The organism is Nostoc sp. C052 (genome assembly GCF_013393905.1).
Lineage (GTDB): Bacteria > Cyanobacteriota > Cyanobacteriia > Cyanobacteriales > Nostocaceae > Nostoc.
This window is the reverse complement of sequence record NZ_CP040272.1, coordinates 4,313,507-4,333,814: the sequence shown is the minus strand read 5'-3', so window position 1 is coordinate 4,333,814 and position 20,308 is coordinate 4,313,507. Positions and strand designations below refer to the sequence as shown.

At 41.8% G+C, this 20,308-nt stretch carries 14 protein-coding genes; 7 read left to right on the top strand and 7 right to left on the bottom strand.

Translation table 11 applies throughout. The features are described from left to right. Positions 1–15: 15 nt before the first annotated feature. Both FD723_RS17620 and FD723_RS17615 read right to left on the bottom strand, forming a co-directional pair. Positions 16–3,561 carry a response regulator gene (locus tag FD723_RS17620; RefSeq protein WP_179066475.1) on the bottom strand — a complete coding sequence of 1,182 codons (3,546 nt, stop codon included), beginning with the start codon at positions 3,559–3,561 and terminating at the stop codon, positions 16–18. A 221-nt stretch (positions 3,562–3,782) separates the two neighbouring features. Beyond that, positions 3,783–3,956: a hypothetical protein gene (locus FD723_RS17615; RefSeq protein ID WP_256874850.1), complete on the bottom strand. Its 174-nt coding sequence runs from the start codon at positions 3,954–3,956 to the stop codon at positions 3,783–3,785. Positions 3,957–4,876: 920 nt separating this feature from the next. Between FD723_RS17615 and FD723_RS17610 the strand changes: the two genes are divergently transcribed. Together FD723_RS17610 and FD723_RS17605 are read left to right on the top strand one after the other, a co-directional pair. Continuing rightward, the gene (locus tag FD723_RS17610; protein ID WP_179066474.1) at positions 4,877–5,482 is read left to right on the top strand and encodes a GNAT family N-acetyltransferase; all 606 of its coding nucleotides are present in this window, start codon (positions 4,877–4,879) and stop codon (positions 5,480–5,482) included. A gap of 737 nt (positions 5,483–6,219) precedes the next feature. Further along, the gene (locus FD723_RS17605) at positions 6,220–6,774 is read left to right on the top strand and encodes a hypothetical protein (protein WP_179066473.1); all 555 of its coding nucleotides are present in this window, start codon (positions 6,220–6,222) and stop codon (positions 6,772–6,774) included. Here FD723_RS17605 and FD723_RS17600 read toward each other — a convergent pair. The 4 genes from FD723_RS17600 to FD723_RS17585 all read right to left on the bottom strand — a co-directional run bounded on the left by FD723_RS17600 (position 6,768) and on the right by FD723_RS17585 (position 11,838). After that, positions 6,768–7,931 carry a histidinol-phosphate transaminase gene (locus FD723_RS17600; RefSeq protein ID WP_179069184.1) on the bottom strand — a complete coding sequence of 388 codons (1,164 nt, stop codon included), beginning with the start codon at positions 7,929–7,931 and terminating at the stop codon, positions 6,768–6,770. The genes FD723_RS17605 and FD723_RS17600 overlap by 7 nt on opposite strands. A 262-nt stretch (positions 7,932–8,193) precedes the next feature. Beyond that, positions 8,194–8,835 carry a YqiA/YcfP family alpha/beta fold hydrolase gene (locus FD723_RS17595; RefSeq protein ID WP_179066472.1) on the bottom strand — a complete coding sequence of 214 codons (642 nt, stop codon included), beginning with the start codon at positions 8,833–8,835 and terminating at the stop codon, positions 8,194–8,196. Positions 8,836–8,918: 83 nt separating this feature from the next. Next, positions 8,919–10,295 carry a glutathione-disulfide reductase gene (gor, locus tag FD723_RS17590; RefSeq protein ID WP_179066471.1) on the bottom strand — a complete coding sequence of 459 codons (1,377 nt, stop codon included), beginning with the start codon at positions 10,293–10,295 and terminating at the stop codon, positions 8,919–8,921. Between the two features lie 217 nt (positions 10,296–10,512). Further along, entirely contained in the window at positions 10,513–11,838 is a 1,326-nt protein-coding gene (locus FD723_RS17585; protein ID WP_179066470.1) for a FecR family protein, read from the bottom strand. A 662-nt stretch (positions 11,839–12,500) separates the two neighbouring features. Here FD723_RS17585 and FD723_RS17580 point away from each other — a divergent pair. Further along, positions 12,501–13,661 (top strand): hypothetical protein, encoded by a 1,161-nt coding sequence (locus FD723_RS17580; RefSeq protein WP_179069183.1) that lies wholly within the window; start codon positions 12,501–12,503, stop codon positions 13,659–13,661. 40 nt (positions 13,662–13,701) lie between these two features. Here the strand turns inward: FD723_RS17580 and FD723_RS17575 are convergent, their stop codons facing one another. Beyond that, entirely contained in the window at positions 13,702–14,523 is an 822-nt protein-coding gene (locus FD723_RS17575) for a sulfurtransferase (RefSeq protein WP_179066469.1), read from the bottom strand. 27 nt (positions 14,524–14,550) lie between these two features. Here FD723_RS17575 and FD723_RS17570 point away from each other — a divergent pair, with 27 nt between their 5' ends. The 4 genes from FD723_RS17570 (at position 14,551) to FD723_RS17555 (ending at position 20,270) form a co-directional block, all read left to right on the top strand. Then, positions 14,551–15,468: a tRNA (5-methylaminomethyl-2-thiouridine)(34)-methyltransferase MnmD gene (locus FD723_RS17570; RefSeq protein WP_179066468.1), complete on the top strand. Its 918-nt coding sequence runs from the start codon at positions 14,551–14,553 to the stop codon at positions 15,466–15,468. Positions 15,469–16,045: 577 nt separating this feature from the next. Further along, positions 16,046–17,290 carry a two-component system response regulator gene (locus tag FD723_RS17565; RefSeq protein WP_179066467.1) on the top strand — a complete coding sequence of 415 codons (1,245 nt, stop codon included), beginning with the start codon at positions 16,046–16,048 and terminating at the stop codon, positions 17,288–17,290. A gap of 186 nt (positions 17,291–17,476) precedes the next feature. Then, entirely contained in the window at positions 17,477–18,826 is a 1,350-nt protein-coding gene (gene glmU, locus FD723_RS17560) for a bifunctional UDP-N-acetylglucosamine diphosphorylase/glucosamine-1-phosphate N-acetyltransferase GlmU (RefSeq protein WP_179066466.1), read from the top strand. Between the two features lie 481 nt (positions 18,827–19,307). Beyond that, the gene (locus FD723_RS17555; protein WP_179066465.1) at positions 19,308–20,270 is read left to right on the top strand and encodes an ABC transporter permease; all 963 of its coding nucleotides are present in this window, start codon (positions 19,308–19,310) and stop codon (positions 20,268–20,270) included. Positions 20,271–20,308: the final 38 nt, after the last annotated feature.

The following is a 20,308-nucleotide window of genomic DNA, read 5'->3' as shown; positions in this document are numbered from 1 at the left end:
ATACCAGTCTAAATTTTAGCGATTAACCATTACCTCTGGTGTAACAGCGAAAGTCAAAACTGTTTCATCTACTCCTTTAAGTTCTAGCGGACTACCTTTAGTAATTTCTTCTTCCTGCAAATAATCTGCCACAGCAGCAGAAACCAGGATCGTACCGGGAACAGCGGCAGCTTGCAACCTGGCAGCGATATTTACACTTGGGCCAATAGCAGTATAATCGGCACGTTCCGCGCTACCAAACATCCCCACAACAGCAGTACCTTGGTGGATACCACACCGAAACTGGACGCTAGTAAGTCTGTCGCCATCGAATACACCTTGCTCTCGCCAGCGTTCGTTTAATACAGCCAGTGAACGGTGCATTGCTCTTGCTGTATTAATAGCACGACGCACCTGTTCATTGGGGGTTAGTTCTTCGGGCGCTCCGTATAAAGCTAAGATCGCATCTCCCATAAATTTATCGACAGTGCCGCCATTACCAAATACAACCTTGGTCATAGCTTCTAAATATTCATTTAGCAACTCTGCGACTCGTCGGGATCTGAGAGTATTTGATAGCTGTGTAAAACCCACGATGTCACTAAACAAAACTGTAATTAAGCGTGGTTCTGGGCGCAAATCTAACGTCAAATCTCCAGTTGCGGCTTTTTGCACCAATACAGCCGGTAAAAAGCGCTTTAGCACCGATTCTGTGAGATAAGTATTTAACTCCACGATTCGCCGCTCATTTTCTTTCAACGCCAAAAGGTTCCGAACTTCCGCCAAAAGTTCCCGATCGTTGAATGGTTTTGCTAAATAAGCATCCGCCCCATGTTCTGTACCTTCAATGCGGGTTTCCTCGTCTACTTTGGCTGTCAGCAGAATGATTGGTGTTCCTTTCAATTTCTCCTCATTGCGGATCAACTGAATCATCTCAAGTCCGCTGACCAAGGGCATCATTAAGTCAGTTACAATCAAGCTGGGTAGAATTTCCTGAGCTAGACGGTGCCCTTCATAACCGTTACGAGCCGTCTGTACGCGATAACCGTTGCGACGGAAAATCTCAGATACATAGGTTCGCAAATCTGGGTTGTCATCTACAACTAAAATTGAGTGCTGAGTCTTATGTGCTGAGTCTTGAGTATCAATACTAGTGGGGGAGTTTATTGTAATATCTTCAATATTGTCTGTTGTTGACTCTACTAGTTCTAAATCAGCCAATTCTACGCTAGCGCGGCTGGTATTAAGTTCGGTAGGCGTTTCTAGTACTTGTTGTGGCGGTAAATGAGCATTTCCACTCACAAGCCATAAACTAAAGGTAGTGCCTTGGCCGTAAACTGATTCCACAGTGACTTGACCACCATGTAATTCGACCAATTCTTTAACTAAAGCTAAACCTAAACCACTGCCTTCATAGGAGCGGTTTGCTGAACCTTCTGCTTGGCGGAAGCGCTCAAATAGGTGGGGAATTTGTTCTTTAACAATGCCAATTCCAGTATCTTGTACTTGCAAGACGCAGCGATCGCGCTCAGATTTTAGTCTGACACTAATCGTGCCACCTTCGGGAGTAAACTTCATGGCATTTGACAGGAGGTTATAAACCACCTTGTCAAATTTCTCCATGTCCAAGTACACCGTAGAACATTCATCCAACTGGGTGACGAGATGCAGTCTCTTTTTCTCGCAGTAGGGACGAAAAGATTCCACAATTTGGCTGACAAACTCGACTAAATCGCAAGGATGGAAGCTAGGCTGCATTCTCCCTGCATTCAGGCGTTGTAAATCCAGGAGTTGGTTTACCAGCCGCAGCAGGCGGCGGGAATTACGCAGAGCGATCGCACTTTGGGAGTAAGATAATCCTTCACCAGCCGCCACCGCAGACTCTAAAGGCCCTTGAATCAAGGTGATGGGTGTGCGAAACTCATGGGAAATATTTTGGAAAAATTCGGTTTTTTGTTTGTCTAATTCCAGTAAGCGTTCAGCTTGTTGGCGAGTTTTTTCATATAAGTGTGACTGTTGGACAGCGATCGCTGCTTGTGCTGCTACTGCTTTGGCCAAATCGATATCAGACGGTAGCCATTGGCGTACTTTTTTACCTTCATGTAGCGTAATACTACCGATACATTTACCGTCAGCCAACAATGGTACAAACATTAGCGATCGCGCAGGCATTTTTAAAGGCAAATCAAAACCCCGCACATCTGAGGGAGAATGGCTCACATTACCAATTACCACAGGTTCATGAGTCTGTAGCATTTGTTGGAGGATGGGATTCTCCTGTATAGATGCTTGAGAATAGGGTAATCTCTGAGTTGGTACGTGATTATTGCCATTTAAATGATTATCTGGGGCTGGCAAGCGTGAATTTTCTAGATGTTGAAAACTGTCATACAAGGCTACACACTCGACAAACTCATCTTCCTCAGTCCACAAAGACAGGACACAGCCATCGACTTGTAAAGCTTGCCCCAATTGCTGGGTGATCGCCGCAAAGATATCTTGCGGATCTAGGCTAGAGCGAATCGCGCTTGTAATCGTATTAATTAGGGCTTCTCGCTTGGCAAGGGCACGTACTTGTTCGTAAGCATAAGCTTGAGATAAAGCTAAGGCTGCCTGATCCGCTACCATCAAAACTAACTGCACCTCATCATCCCCCCAGAGGCGAGGCTGAAAACACTGGTGCAGTGCTAATACTGCCATCAGTTCTTGTTGGCAGATCAGTGGCACAATTAAACTAGAACGAATATTAGCAGCAGCAAAAGCTTCCCCACGCTCGTGTAGTTCGGCAGTATTACCGTGAATCCGCTCATCATCGATGGCATCGTGAATTACTTGGACTTCGCGGGTTTCCCACACCGTCTGAGCCAAAAGAGGCTGAGGGGAAACAAGAGGATGAGGAACAGAAGAGATGGGGGGCAGAGGAGAAAGATTTAGTGCTACTTCCCCTCCGATCCCCTGCTCCTCTGCTTCTTCAGAAAGAGGCTTCTGATAAATAAATCCTTTATCCGCCAACTGGTCATCTTGGAAAGGACGCAACAGACAGACATCCACCTCCAACATGTGACCCACTGTGTCTACAATTGCTTGCAAAATTTGTCTGTAGTCTAAAGCACTGCGAATCGTATTTGTAACGGTATTCAGCAGCGATTCTTGACGGAGTGTGCGGGTAAGTTCGCGGGTTCTGGCTTTGAGAACATTGTGGGTATCCAAAGCTTGGCGTACCACTGCTTTAAGTTCTTCAGCTTCCCAGGGTTTAGTGACATATTTGAATACCTTACCAGCGTTGATTGCTTCCACCAAGTCTTCAACATCGGTGTAGCCAGTTAAAATAATCCGAATAATATCTGGATATTGAGTTGCTGTGAGGCTTAAAAATTCTGTACCGCTCATCATCGGCATCCGCTGATCGGAGATGATCACCGCGACCTCTCCCTCTTGAGCCAGCAGATCAAGGGCCGCGGGGCCAGAGGTTGCCCTTAGCACCTTATAGTCGCGATAGAAAGTGCGGTAAAGCAAGTCAAGGTTGTCTGGTTCATCATCGACAACCAAAATTTTAGGCTTACTGTTTGCTTGGGATTTCATGCACCGCTTTCCTGCTGCAACGGCAGTCGGATAAAGAATAATCTGATCAGGTAAGGATTTTTCTGAGTCAGGTGAGAGCAGAGCATTTCGACCAATAAGGCTGGTTGGCTACATGACTGCTGAGTGTAGGAGCATTTGCTCACAGTAATTCGTCTCAATGGCTTGTGCCGATTACTGTTTGCTTTGGTGCAGTGTAATTGCTTTCATAGTCTGTTTTAGTGTTACAGAGTCGATGCTTGCTTGCCAAATGTTCCTTCACCTCCTGTGAGCAATGTCTGACTACCACACACAGCGCTCATAGCTAGCTTGAAAATCCAGATGAAGCTGCATATTAAGTTTTCCCTCCGCAGCAGTTGTACTAACACTTGCAGGTAAATTTTATTTATGATAGTCATGGTCGAGTCAGCAAAATCAACAAAATAAGATTGAAAACCAAAGTATACTATTAGACAAATACCTCTTTCTAATTTAGCAATCAGAACTATCATTCAGACAAGTTATAGTGGTTGGAGAGCTAGAGATTAGGGATTAGGGAAGCTTAAGATTCTTGTACCAGTATATGTATAGCCCATTCATATAATTTCGTAGCAAAGTAGTGTCAGTGTAGCAGCAAGTGCCAAAAAAGTTCAGTACTGCAATCAAGGGTGATTTGAAACCAGAGTTTGGCGATGGTGTACTTACTTAACAATTTTGTAGGTGCTGCCTACGGGCAAGTTATGCTATTTCTCTACTCACTCAGCCCAGGCTATATCACTTTACAGATTTTTTTGTGGTAATCAGTCTGATATCCTACCTACCTAAAGCAAGGGATGCACCAGAACCTACTGAATTTAAGTTTATAGATTTATGAAGCTCTAATTCCTAAGACTCTTTCAAAATGCAGGTTATAAGAGAAAGCAAGAATATGTTTGGCGATCGCTCAGTCGAACTACAGAGGACAGTGATTATTGGAGGAAAGAAGTGAATGAAATGAAAACTCTCCTTCTCTACTAGAGGCTGCGTCAACGACAAGCTCAAAAAGAAGAATTGAATTGTATCGTAAGCCTTGCGTTAGCGACGTAGGAGCGTCGCAGAAAGTGCAGTAAGATAAAGCTTCCACAACCTAAGTTTTACGCTTTTAAGCGTGCTTTGCTCTTGCCTCCTGAAAAAACCTCAAACTAAAGTATAAAACTTTGTTTGATCCACAAGCAAAAGCTAATTAGCGATGTTGTGTCACTTCAAGCTCCTGAGCAGCAATTAAGTTTTCATTTAGTTAAAATGGTGTTTTCGGATATTTGAGAAATTTTCTTAGAATAAAATCAATACTAAACTAGCCTTGAAATATCGGTTTTTTCACCCATACCACCAACAGCCAATCGATCCAGCTTCCTACCAATTCCAAATTCGGACGGCTACACCTGCTGATTTGATTGGTGTTGCCCAAATTATTACTGAAAGCTTTCACTCCCACAAGGGTATATGGGGATGGGCTTTTCCATTGTTACGTCTGGGTATTTACGAAGATTTAAGGCATCGTATGGCATCACCTCCGCCTCGTCATGTTTGTTTAGTCGCTTTTGAAGCTACTACTGGTGAGTCTAATAATTTAGTGGGAAGTGTGGAACTGGGTGTACGGTACAGTGATTCCTGGAGCCAGGTTGGCGTAGGTTTTCCTTACTTATCTAATTTAGCGGTTCACCCAAAATACCGTAGACATGGTGTGGCTTCAGGATTACTTACTAGCTGTGAAAAAGTCTCTCGCGAGTGGGGATTTAAAGACTTATATCTCCATGTTTTAGAAAATAACCATCAAGCAAGACAGCTTTATTTCAAGCTGGGATATCGGGTGCATAAAGTCGAATCTAATTGGAATACATTTTTCCTAAGACGCTCAAATCAGATGCTTTTGCACAAGCACTTGAGTGCTGACTCCAGCATCTAAATTTTGTTTTGGTAATTGTCAAGTTTTGTGTTGCAATTAATTCGGATAAAATCTGTAACTCATAGCAGTAATTAAAGACAAGATAACTAGGCTAAATATCTAGTACAACACGCCCGGAATCCATTCACTATCTCAATAAAACAGATAGCTAGTTACTCAAGCAATTGGTTAATGGTAGACAAATTTCTGCCATAAGGTACTAAATAAAAACTCAGAAGCATGAATTTATAAATCGAATAAATAGCTTTTCTAATTCTTTTTAGGAAGAATATTCTCATCAGACTGGTTCCGAAAAATATTATTGATTATTGAAAAAATAAAGTCTCTTTTTGGCAAAGATTTTTAACATTATAAAATATTAAGTTTTGCCTTTTGGGATTTATCGTTAACAAATATTTTGAAGTATTCGATATAGACAAATAAATGGATTAGAATGGGGGTATGCGCGAAAATACGCTTAAAAAAGTCATCGGTTCATCATAATAACTTTGTAATTAAGATATTCATCTTTATAAAAACTTTAAGAAAACACTCCTAGAGTTTACAGACAAATCTAGTTATATCCCATAAAATATAATCACTCAATTGCTGAAACAACGTCTACATACTGCTGTTTTAGTTCATTTGACTAAAAAACTCTTGATAATAAAAGACATTCAAAAACCTGATTTAACACAACACTTAATTTAAGTTTTGAAGTGCATACTACTACCACATTCGTTGAAACTTTAAAAAACATGGATAGCGAACAGCATCAACGCTATCAGACCTCTATGGTATCAACTTATTATCCTGAAACAAGTTTCCTTGATTCTATTGTCATGTCAGATGGAACTGAGCAGTCACAAGGCTCGGATATCCTTACGCGTTTGCACAGCGGAGAAGTTTTTATTGTCAATAGTCGTAGGAGAAATGGGTTACTACTCTTTAAACGCTACCATGCAGAGTTTGCTGGGCCTGGGGCTGCTGTGGGTGGGGATTACGATTGTGATTGCCAAAGGGCACTGCCTATAGGTAATCTGTCTTTATTAATTCCCGAATCTAATGAAGAACGTCAGAAAGCTTACTTGATTAGGCGACAGTGGATTCGATTAATCAAACAAATCACTGAAAATCCACTGCCTGGGCAGCGTGTTCAGAAGATTCTCGATCAATTTGAACAATACTTTCCACCAGAAATAGTGGCTCTTTTACCGGATGTTGCCTTTGCTCTTTTGGTGGGTGTGCTGCCACAAACAGTAGGAATAGTACGCCGTTTGGGCAGTGATATGAACAGCAAGTTTAATTACTGAGTGAATTGCGAAGATTCCAAATTTACCAAAACAGCTTGGACTCGATTTATGGTGCGGGCGTTTTCCTCTATAGTTCCAACGGTAATTCGCAATCCTCCGCTAATGTGTCTTACAAGAGTACCCAGCGTCCTAAGTTGCTGGTGGAAAGTTTTTAATGCAGCGTTTTGTGAACTAAAGCTATTTGCTTGAAGACGCAGGTAAATAAAGTTAGCAGCACTTGGGGTAATTTGTAGTTCTGGCTGCTGGGATAGAATTTCGATGAGTTTGGCTCGTTCGCTCAGGGTTTGAGGAATTGATTCCAGCAAGAGTGTGCGGTTTTGTAAAGCAACTAATGCTGCTGCGATGGAAAAGCTGGGGAGATTGTAAGGTAAGCGAACTTTTTCTAAGATGGCGATCGCTTCTGTATGAGCAACGCAATAACCAACACGGAGAGATGCTAACCGGAAGGCTTTAGAAAAAGTACGTAATATTATCCAATTAGGATGCTGTGCTAATTCACCGACTAAGGTAGTTTGGCTGAATTCAAAATAAGCTTCATCAATTACTACCAAAATATGCTCTGGCAAACTTCTTAACCATGTCAACTCTGCCGCAGTTAAGCTGTTGGCAGTCGGTGAATTGGGATGCACTACGAAAACTACCCGAATGGGGGGATTTTGAGTTTGTTCGATCGCAGACTGTGCAGCTTTTAAGTCAATTTCAAAATTTGTTTCATTTCTACCCACTGCCACAACAGGAATGCCCAAAGTTTGTGCCAAAATCCCGTACATCGAGAAAGTGGGATTGGCAACGAGAATTGAACCTTCTCCTCCTAGACAGGTGGCGATTAATAAAGAGCGGATAATTTCATCTGAGCCATTGCCAACAGAAATATTGGCAGCCGTAAACAAGGATGATGAGAGAGCGGCTGATTCATTGACATACTTTGCGATCGCATCTTTAAGTGTTTCATGTCCACCATCGGGATAACGATTTGTTTCAATTACTTGCTGATATGTCCACGCCAGCTTCTCTTTTAACTCAGGTGGTAAATCGTAGGGGCTTTCATTTGTATCTAGCCGATCAAACTGTGTGGTGACAGAATTGGCTGTATCGCTGCTGGGGTGAGGTTTATAGGCGGTGAATTGGGCTAAATCTGACCGGATGAAGGGAAGCATAGTTTTAGTCATTAGTCATAGGTGAGCCAGCACGGTCTTCTCCCTTGGCGCTAGCCTCTCCCTTTGGGAGAAGGGGAGACGCTAAGAGCGATAGCGCAGCGTTAGCGAGTCCGTGAGCGTCTGGGGGTTTCCCCCATGAGTAACTGGCGTTAGCGAGGAACGAGCGTCACCCGTAAGGGTCATTAGTCATTGGTCATTAGTAACTAACAAAGGACAAATGACTCAGAATATTAGTTATATATGAGTCTAATATTTTACAACTTTAAGGTAATTGGCAAAAGAGGTGAATTGCCTGCCAAATTTCTTCCATGACATTACCCAAGGCGTGGTCACTGTCGAGTTCGATTAACTGCACCCAAGGACGAGAACGCGCAAAGTCACGACTAGCTTCGATTGGAATGACTTCATCATTTTTGCCGTGCAAAATTAGCGTGGAGATAGGGCGTTGCAAAAGCTTTTCTTGGTATTGAGCAGCATCTATGACGAAATCGTAACTTAAAGGAATTAATCGCTCTTCCCCGTAGTGATAGACCATGATATATTTTTCTTGCAGCCAGCGCTGTACTTCTTCATCCCCTAACTTGGGCAACCAATGGGATAAAAACCCAAAAGCTGGTGCTAGCAAAACTAAGCGTTGCACTTGTAAATTTTGCTGTCCCAAGTGGGCGGCAGTCAAACCACCCAAACTTGAGCCAATGAGCGTTACTGGTGTAGAATCATTGTTGAATTCTGCGGTAACTTGAGCGATTTGACGAGTGATTGTCAACTGGGAAAAATCGCCTGCATTGAGATCGGGAATTTTCAGCTTTGTGTGAATTTGGGTAAAGCGATCGCTTATATTCCGCGCTTTGGCAGAATGAGGGCTAGAAGCAAAGCCGTGAAGATATATATATTGAGTAGGCATTCAAATTTTCACATTAGGATCATCCTTAGTCATTGGTCATTGGTTTTAGACAAAGGACTAATGACAAAGGACAGATGACATACTTACCGCATTGTGACAAATTCCTCTGCGGATGAGGGATGGATACCCACGGTGGCATCAAAGTCTTTTTTGGTTGCGCCCATCTTGACCGCGATCGCTACACCTTGGATAATTTCAGCTGAACTTTCACCTACCATGTGAGCGCCTATAACTTTATCGGTGTTGCTATCAACCACCAACTTCATCATTGTCTTTTCTTGCTTACCAGTCAAACTATAGTACATGGGGCGAAAACGAGTGCGAAAAACTTTTACGGCATCACCGAGTTTTTCCCGTGCTTCGGCTTCTGTCAAGCCGACTGTCGCGGCTTCTGGGCTAGAAAATATGGCTGTGGGAACAGTTGCGTGACTGAATTCGCGGCGGTTATTCCCGAACTCGCTATCGGCAAAGGCGCGACCTTCGCCAATGGCCACGGGAGTTAAACTGATTCGGTCGGTGACATCGCCAACAGCAAAAATATTCGGTTGACTAGTTTGACTATATTCATTAACTGCGATCGCATTTGTGGTAAGGTATCCAGGCCCTTCGATAGAACTAGGGACAACATCAACCCCAGCATTTTCTAAACCTAATCCATCTACATTGGGAGTTCGACCGGTAGCTACTAAAAATACATCGGCAATTAGTGGTTCTTGGTCATCTCCTGATAAAGTCAGTTTCAACCCTTCTGGGACACGTTCAATTGCTTTCACCACATTATTCTTAATCAAGCGAATTCCGTGGTTTGTCATACCCTCTTCAATTTCTGTACGGATATCCTCATCAAATCCCTTCAAAATCTTTTCACCTCTGGTAATTTGTGTCACCTCCGAACCCAAACCGCGCATAATACAAGCAAATTCCGTGCCGATATAACCAGCGCCAATAATGACGATGTGTTTTGGTTGTTCTTTGAGATGAAAGATTTCGTTAGAAGTAATGCCATGTTCCATCCCTGCTAAATCTGGCTTGATGGGACGTCCACCAACAGCAATTAAAATTTTGTCTGCTGTAATTTTGCGGCCATCAACTTCTACTGTGTGGGGGTCTACTAATGTGGCGCGACCAGAAATTAGTGCCACTCCGGCTTTTTCTAAGAAGCTGATATGTAGTTGCGACAGTCGCCGAACTTCCTTATCTATAGATGTAATGAAATATTCCCAGTCAAACTCTACATTGCCCACTTTCCAGCCATAGCCTGAAGCTTCACTGAATAGTGCAGGAAAGTGAGAACCATAGACCATGAGTTTTTTGGGAACGCAACCGCGAATCACACAAGTGCCACCAACTAAATCATATTCAGCGATCGCTACTTTTGCGCCGTAGCTAGCCGCTCGTTTGGAAGCCGCTAAACCTCCCGAACCCGCACCAATTACAAACAGGTCGTAATCAAAAGTCATAAATTTATGTTCTCTCTAGCAAAAAGTTAGTTCCTGGGAGCTTACACACAGAATCTAATGGAACTATATAAGGATATCTGGTGAATCCTGTGTAAGTCCTGTCCTTGATTTAATCTAGCGTTAGCAGATGCTATCTGGTCGTAGGGAATATCACTTTTTGCTTTAGTGGCTGTAGAGACAGTAGCTAACACTTGTTATAATTCTGTCCCTAGCGCGTTTATGTGGTTGGTCTTTTCGGTGTCGGTTCTACTGGAGGTGGTGTAGGAACTACAGGGGGTGTTGTTGGTTCTACTGGAGGTGGTGTAGGAACTACAGGAGGTGTTGTTGGTTCTACTGGAGGTGGTGTAGGAACTACAGGAGGTGTTGTTGGTTCTACTGGAGGTGGTGTAGGAACTACAGGAGGTGTTGTTGGTTCTACTGGAGGTGGTGTAGGAACTACAGGAGGTGTTGTTGGTTCTACAGGAGTTGGTGTAGAAACTATAGGAGTTGGTGTAGTAACTACAGGAGTTGGTATAGGAACTATAGGAGTTGGTGTAGGAACTACAGGAGTTGGTGTAGAAACTACAGGAGTTGGTGTAGAAACTATGGGAGTTGGTGTAGGAACTACGTTATGATTCTGGGTGCTTAGATTATTATTGTTACTATTTCTCCCAGATCGCCGCTGCTCAGTATTTGATAGGACTTGTCCTATATCCCCAAATAAATTTAATAGTGAATCATCTTTAATTAGGTCTACTGAGGAATTGTCTGTAGGAATGTCGTCGGTAGAGGAAGTTGAAGTATTAGTAGTTAGCTCTGCAAAAGATGGGTTTTCAACTACTCCCTCACCTTTTATCGGCGTCTGTGCGTTTAAAGCCGCAACAGTTTCAGCTTGAACACTAGCGATCGCCGGGTCGGCTGTAGGTGTAAGATTTTGCTTAGTTAAATCAAGCCCCCGCACCATCTCACTGGTTTCATAAAAATTTCTGAGATCAAAATCGTATAAACCCTGAAATTTGCCTTTAACTATAACTATCATCTGTCCTGCTTGCAGCACTTGAGTTTGAGAAGCTTCCTTATTAGAAACTTCAATGCCGCTATTGGTCAGCGCCCCCACAATTGTGGTATCTGTTTCTTGGTTGTAGCGTACAAATAATGCTGAACCACGAATTGCTGCTGCTGCACTTGGCGTTTGTATAAGTGTTTGTCCCCTTCCAGGTGGAATCAGCAGTAATGCAGTTCCGTTTGACAGTCTAAAGCTGCGAGTCTTTGGTAAAAATTGAAATATAGCCTGTTCCCCAACTCGTGCTAAAGAGCCGTCGTTAAAGCGCAAGTCTGCTAAAGAAGCCCGACCGGTTGACAAACCATCACCAGGAGTCATTGCATCTGATTTGCGCGCAGGACGTTTCTTCTCTCTATTTCTAGGTATCAGTTGTACCAAGTTACGGAGGCTCTGAATCTCTGCTCGCGTCAGAGGAGTTATGGCATTTACCTGATTTGGCAAAGGCAATACTACAACTACCCATAAAGCAATCACTAATAGTGGAAACGATTTATGAAACATAGTTTGATAATTTGCGAACTTCAACTAGTACCAAAACAGTTAAAGGTTTAAGCTAGTGCTAAATTGTTATGTAGCAATCCGATTTTATTTTTGAACTTATTTGTGTAGATAGGGAGTAGGGAATCAGGCTTTTTGAGTTACACGGAATTTTTTCAAAAATCAAATAGAAGTCTTATAGAAAGTTTTTTTAGGTAAACTTATCTGGATTTGAGTCTATATTTAATGCATAAAATCAATCATAAATAAACTATGTGTTTAGTTTCTTAAAGTTTTTACTCCGAAACTGACATTGTGTGTATTAAAGTCTGTGGAAGCTTTAAAAGCTAGTAATTGATATAAACAATCAAATCAGGAGTAGCTTACAGATAATTTTTTCTAATTAGATCAGCCACAGAGTCATTAGTTATTTAGGACAAGAAGTTGCCACAGATATGTTGTGAAATTACTCACTAATCGTATTCCATTAAACTCCATCAAGAACTTCCTCGGAACATCTCAGTTTGGTAGAGAAAATCCGGGAGAAAATCTGAAAAGCAGCAATTTTAGTTTGTAAATTAAGTATATACCTACAAAGCTCAGATAGATGCACTCAATTGTATCTTTTGAGTCGGAACTTCTGATGCAGCTTGTAGGCCTACATTTGCCAAATGCGATCAAACCAGATGCGACTCAAGAACTGGAAGAATTTGTTTTTTTGTATTTTGTTAGCGTCCAGTGGTGGAAGCTGTTGTTGCATTCGAGTAGATGCGGCAGAATCTACAAATACGTTAAATCTGGCACAGCAAAAACTAGAAACTACTCAAACCCCAGTCCAAACCAAAGAACCTGAAGATACTCAAAAGCAAAATGATCCGCCACCGCTAGAATCGCAGCCAAGTAATTTACCTACTTCAGACTCAAAAGAGCAAATATTAAATACACCAGAGATAAATCAGTCTCAAAGGCTAGAGAGGCTAATGCAGCTGCTACGATCGCCAAAACGGCCACCTAAGTCCGATCGCGATCGCGAATTAGGGTTACGAGTGCGGTTACTACCCCTAGAACAGCAGCCACCACCACCGAAAGAACAACCCGTAGTTAAGTTTAAACCTATCGGCTATCTACAGGCCCATGTCGGCTACTTCCAGACAAGTAACATTTTTTCGTCAAATGATAGTCCCATCGAAGATGGTTTAATTTTTTCTGGACTGACACTAGCCTCAGCGTATTTCCCTTTAGGATCTAAGACTTATTTAAACGGCTCAATTGATGGCAATATCATTCGTTACATAAATCAGTCACAATATCATTACAACCAAGTAAGATTTAATCTCAGTATTTACCAGCAGTTATCGCGGCGAATGTACGGAGAAATCAGTTGGAGCAATCAACAGTTATTTTATGCTAACAACAGCGATCGCCTCGATAGCTTCAAAGCAGGCGATCGCTTTTTAAATGAGAATTCCCTACAACTGTCTTTAGGACGGCGAGATCCCTTAACTCCAAGATTAACCCTAGATAGCTTCTACGAATTGAGTGTAAATTTTTCTGATCCCCAAAGTCGTAATCGGATCATCAATTCCTTTTGGGTTTCTCTAAACTACTACTTGCAAAAGCCTCTCCAGGTTGGTATTGACTACCAAATGAACTTATCAGACTTTACCCAGCGCGATCGAGAAGACGAATTTTATCGATTGTTTGGCCACTTAAATTACCAAATATCCGATACCGTTAATATGAATATGCAGGCTGGAGTAAGTTTCGGTAGTTCAACCGCCGAAAACATTGATTTTGATGGCTGGTTCTTTAGTATTAATTACAATTTACAATTAGGCCAGTTTTGAGAAGAGTTTGGAGTTTTAATTCTTAACTCATAACTCCTAACTATAAATAAGAAATCCAATCACTCCAACTGCCAGCATAAAGTTTACCCTTGCTAATGCCAGCTAATTCTAGAGAAAGTAAATTCACACAAGCAGTAACGCCAGAACCGCAATAAACTAAGATTTCTTCGGCTGTTTCTAGCTTTTCCCAGCGACGACGTTGTTCTTCTTGAGGGAGTAGGTAGCCAGAAGAGTCTGTAACTTCTTGCCAAGGATAATTGACTGCACCGGGAATATGTCCGGCGATTTTATCAATTGGTTCTCGTTCTCCTCGGTAGCGATCGCTCTCTCTTGAATCTACTAATACTACCTCATCGCTGTCTTTCCGGCTTTTCACCGCTGTAATATCTACCACCTTTTCTGTTTGTACTTGAGCTACAAACTCACCCTTTCGATGATGAGGAATAATATTTGTAACAGAATACCCAGCTTTTTGCCATCCAGCAAAGCCGCCATCCAGTACTGCTACTTGCTCATGTCCGAGATAGCGCAACAGCCACCATAAACGAGCCGCAAAAGCAAAGCGCGAATCATCATAAGCTACAACTAAAGTTTTGTGGTAATTTACCCCAATCGCCGCAAATTTATCCGCAATATTATTAGAGTTAGGTAAAGGATGTCTCCCGCCATGCTTACCCACTGGACTGGAAAGATCCTGATTCAAATCTAAGTAATATGAACCTTTTATATGACTTGTCTGATACTGCTGTTGTCCTAATTGTGGATCGGCTAAAGAAAAGCGACAATCCACAATAACGACTTGCGGATCTTCCAGATGTTCAAACAGCCACGCTGGTGAAACAACAAATTGGGAATTGGGCATGGGGCATTATTTAGTTTTATTTGTAAAATGTCAGACTTAGAAAATTTTACACCTAAGCTAACAGCAGATGGTTCTTTCACCTTTGTCTCTCAAGAGTTTGGTGAATCTTTTCACAGCCATCATGGAGCTATGCAGGAGAGTTTTTGCAAGTTTGTGGAACCTACTCAACTAGCTACAGCCGCTCAAAAACCAGTCTTGCGACTATTGGATGTTTGTTATGGTCTAGGATATAACACAGCTGCGGCTTTGCAGACAATTTGGGCTGTGAATCCTAGTTGTTGTGTTGAAGTAATTGGTTTAGAAGTGAATCCAGCAGTGCCACAAGCGGCGATCGCTCATCACTTGTTCGATAATTGGAACTGTAACTATATTGAAATTTTAAAAGAGCTAGCTTGTGAGCATCAAGTGCAAACGCCTTACCTGAAAGCAAAGCTACTAATTGGCGATGCCAGAAATACGATAGTATATCAATCGGGTTTCTGGGCAGATGCAATTTTCCTCGATCCCTTTTCACCACCTCAATGCCCTCAATTATGGACTGTTGAATTTATTAAACAAGTGTCATTGTGTTTACATCCAGATGGTTTGTTAGCCACCTATTCTTGTTCTGCTGCTGTACGCACAGCACTTTTGTCGGCTGGCTTGGCGATATATTCTACCCCACCCGTAGGAAGGCGATCGCCTGGTACTATGGCAACACATTATCAGGTTGCTGAGTCTAAAAACCATTCAGCACTCACGACTCTCTCGCAAGCCGAAAAAGAACACTTACTAACTCGTGCTGCTATCCCTTATCGCGATCCTCAATTGAGCGATCCAACTGAAGTAATAGTGATGCGACGACAACAAGAGCAACAAGCTTCTTGCCTGGAACCTACCTCCCGTTGGCGAAAAAGGTGGTTGTTGGGAACACAAAGCAGGGATTTTATGGGAAATAGTTTGTAGTTTGGTTGCGATGTTTACGACAGGGTACGCTTCGCCTACATAATTCTAACTAAGATTCTCAGTCCTTAATCCTAGAAAAGTTAGATGTTTTTTGCCAAAATGTCTGATTTCGTTTCCAGATACTTAGGCAACAAGTTTTTACAAGCCAAATAGCTTGATTGTATGATAGTATTCAAGATCACATCTGGCTCAACAGTACTTGAGTATTGCTATAAATAAGTAAGTAAAAGATATATACCTAATGATTACCATAAAAATTTGAAGCTCAAAACCCGATATCTGGCATAGAACAGGCAAATATAAAGCTTTATGACGCCACTAGGTTAAAAAATCTCCGTAAAAAACCTGATTTAACATTTGTGCCGATTCATCATACTGGAATTAGAAGCAAAAAATGTGACAACAAGATACACCTTGTTCGTAACATAAAAGATACATGCTGCGAAAAACTTATATAGGCAGCTTGACATCATGCATAATCCATATCAAAACTCTGGCTCAGATACAGTCGAATCTTAAATTTGTTTGTTGTTGAAATCTGACACTGTTAACTTGTGCAAAAACCTGGAGTGCCTTTGTGATTCAATGGAAATCCAACCATACAGGCTTTACAGAACAAATTGTTAGTGGGTCAAACCCCATTAGCATAGTGAAGAGTATCGGTTCAAATCATGCCGTAGGGTCGCAAAATGCGGAGAGTTCTTTAGGCTTATCTCAAGAAGACCTGATATTTGAAGATAGTCAAGCAGCGTCTTCTTGGATAAAAGCTGATGTTAATTGTGGTGATAGTTTATTAGTCTCTAGAACACTACAAGCTAAAGGTTCTAAGGTGAATGGGTTTGATTTAGATCCGCCGAAGGTTTTAGTCGTTGACGATCATGCCGCCAGTCGGATGACTGCCGTTGCCCTCTTGGGGATGGAAGGATACGAAGTCATTGAGGCAGACAGTGGTTCCATTGTTGTGGGATTGGTAACTCAAAAACAACCAGATTTGATTTTGCTGGATGTGATGATGCCAGGAATGGATGGATTTGAAGTGTGCCAATTGCTCAAGCAGGATGAGCAAACTAGGCTAATTCCGGTAATTTTTATTACAGCCTTAAATGATAGGCGATCACGCATTCGGGGAATTGAAGTTGGGGCAGATGATTTTCTCACCAAACCCTTTGATCGTGTGGAACTAGCGGCGCGTGTAAAGTCCTTAGTACGGCAGAAGCGTCTAAACGAAGATTTAGACCATGCCGAACAAGTACTATTTTCCATTGCTATGTCTATTGAAAGTCGCGATCCCAATACAGGCAATCATTGTGAACGCCTAGTACAACTCGGACAAGTTTTTGGTGAATATCTCAGCCTGTCACGCTACCAAATTCGAGATTTGAGATGGGGTGGTTATCTCCACGATATCGGTAAAGTTGGTATTCCCGATGCAGTGCTGCTGAAAAAAGGCGAACTCACCTCTGAAGATTGGCAGATCATGCAGCAGCACGTTTTGATTGGAGAAAAAATTTGCCAGCCATTACGCAGTATGCGGGGTGTAATTCCCATTATTCGCCATCACCACGAACGTTGGGATGGCTCAGGCTACCCTGATAGACTCCAGGGGAATGATATTCCCTATCTGGCGCAAGTATTTCAGTTAATTGATATTTACGATGCCCTAACCAGCGAACGACCTTATAAAAGAGCTTTTCCTTCAGCAGAAGCACTTTCGGTCATGCAAAAAGAAACTGATTCCGGTTGGCGTAATCCCAAACTAATGCAGCAGTTTGCAGAGTTTATTCGCTCCTGTCAAGGAAAAATAATAGAGAGTAGGGAGTAGGGGATAATAATTTGTCGCTGCTGTAATGAGTGCAAAAAAGTATTATTATCTCCAAATTTTACCAAAGCAGTTGTCTTAACTACTTTGATATTTTACTCTTCCATGATTAGCTGGTATGATTTGAACCTATATTTTCAAGTACCAAAAGCATTAATTATAATTTCACTGATAGCTAATAGCTAATTTATGGTAGTTGTAGCAATTCTAGCGGCAGGACGCGGCACACGGATGAAATCACGCTTACCCAAGGTTTTACATTCTTTGGGTGGGCGATCGCTAGTAGAGAGAGTTCTCGAAAGTGTAGAACCACTTGCACCTTCACGACGAATCGTGATTGTGGGATATCAATCCGAAGAAGTGCAAGCCGCCATGCATTCAATTCCCAACTTGGAGTTTGTCGAACAGACTGTGCAATTGGGGACAGGTCATGCTATCCAGCAATTACTTCCTCACTTGGAAGGTTACACCGGAGATTTGCTGATACTTAACGGCGATTTACCGTTAATACGCAGCGAAACTCTCAAGCAGATGTTACAAACTCATGCCCAAAATCAGAATGCTGCCACCATTCTTACCTCGCACCTACCCGACCCCACAGGCTACGGGCGCGTTTTTTGTAACGATGAAAATATTGTGCAGCAAATGGTCGAACACAAGGATTGTACTGCTGCCGAAAGACAGAATAACCGCATTAATGCTGGAGTTTATTGCTTTGGTTGGCCAGATTTGGCAAAGGTGCTTCCCCACCTACAGGCAAACAATGCCCAAAAAGAATACTATCTCACTGATGCCGTGACTCAAGTCGGAAAAGTGATGGCAGTGGATGTGGAAGATTACCAAGAAATTCTCGGCATCAACGATCGCCTACAACTAGCAACAGCATCCGAAATTTTGCAAAAACGAGTCAAGGAAAAATGGATGCTGGCAGGTGTCACGCTCATCGACCCCACAAGTATTACCATTGATGAAACAGTAGAATTACAGCCTGATGTAATTATTGAACCCCAAACTCATCTACGGGGAAATACTGTGATTAAAACAGGAAGTCATATTGGGCCAGGAAGTTTCATTGAAAATAGCCAGTTAGCAGAAAATGTCACAGTGCAATATTCAGTGATAACAAATAGCGCCGTACAAGAAGGAAGTCGAATTGGCCCTTATGCTCATTTGCGCGGTCATGTAGAGGTGGGTGCTGGTTGTCGTGTGGGGAATTTTGTGGAATTGAAAAATACGCAATTAGGCGATCGCACCAATGCAGCACATTTGTCATATATAGGTGATAGCGTTGTCGGCAATCAGGTAAATATTGGTGCCGGTACAATTACTGCCAATTATGACGGCGTGAAAAAACATCGTACTAAAATAGGCGATCGCACAAAAACTGGTGCCAATAGCGTTTTAGTGGCTCCACTCACCTTGGGAGATGATGTCTATATTGCGGCTGGTTCTACAGTCACAGAAGATGTACCTGATGATTCCCTGGTAATTGCCCGTAGTCGTCAAGTAATCAAACCAGCTTGGCGGAAGAAAAGTTAGAAATGCAATTCTTCTTTCCACTTCAGCTTCGAGAGAATACTACGTTTTTGGACAGGCAAACTACGGTTCCCTGTCATTTCACTTGATAATAATTCAGTTCAGACAAGCCCAAAACACTTTTAAAGACGGCGATTTATCGCGTCTTCTCTAGACCAATTATCTACACCAATAACCCTTAACTGAGCCGTATTCCTATGAAGAATTACGAATTATTTTGTTTTTTGTTTAAATCCCACTAATCTACCGTTGTTTTTAAAGATAAATTTTTTGTATCGGTGATGCTATCTTGCAAGTTTCTGATCTACTAAACTGAACAATAAACCTGATTTTTAAGCTGTTCCATATTTAAATTGCATAAGCTGGGCGCTCACGTTGCTCATCCCACAATAGTTATATTTAATTCGATTATGCAATTTAGATGTTTTTTAGCTTATCAGTTGTTCTCTCATTTTCAAGAGTAAGGCAGATTTTGTAATAGCTAATGAATAAATACTTAATTAATCGTCTACTAATTGCTATTCCCACCTTAATTGCCATCAGTGTTGTTATATTTACTATTCTGGCATTAGCACCTGGCGATCCAATGGGAGAATTTGCACTCAATCCCTCTATTACAGCTGAAGTTCGGGAAAATATTAAAATATCTTTAGGTTTAGATCAACCGCTCCATATCCGCTATATCAAATGGGTTACAGCTTTTGTTAGTGGAGATATGGGCTATTCTTTTACTAGTCGTAGTCCAGTAATTGGTTTAATTCTCCAACGCTTACCGACAACGCTATGGGTGGTTGGTTCTGCTTACTTTTTTGGCATACTGTTAGCTATTCCTTTGGGAGTAATTTCGGCTCTCAAACGTCATTCTCTGATTGATACAATTTTGACTACTTTAGTTTTTTTTGGGTTTTCTCTACCAACATTTTTTACAGGCTTATTATTTATTATTATCTTCAGCATCCAATTGAAATGGTTGCCTTTTATCTATAACAGCACATTACAGGTAACAGATTGGCAGAGTTTTATCACTCAAGTTAAACAATCGATTATGCCGATTTGCGTATTAGGACTCTGGCAAACAGCAATGCTGATGCGCTTTGTGCGTTCAGAGATTTTAGAAAATATCCATCAAGACTATGTGCGTACTGCTTATGCTAAAGGATTACCCAAATTTTTAGTTATCAATCGTCATGTTTTGCGGAATGCGTTAATTCCTGTAGTTACATTGGTAGCCTTGGATATTCCCAGTGTTTTTACAGGTGCTTTAGTTACAGAAAAAGTTTTTCGTGTTCCGGGAATTGGCGCTCTATTAATTGACTCTATCTATAAGAATGACACACCAGTTGTCATGGCAATTACTTTTATATATGCAATTTTAATTGTGATTTTTAATCTCGTTGCAGACATTCTTTATGGGTTACTCGATCCTCGTGTCAAATACACGAAGTAGCTAAACAATTAAAAATTAAACATGAAGAAAAACTAGAT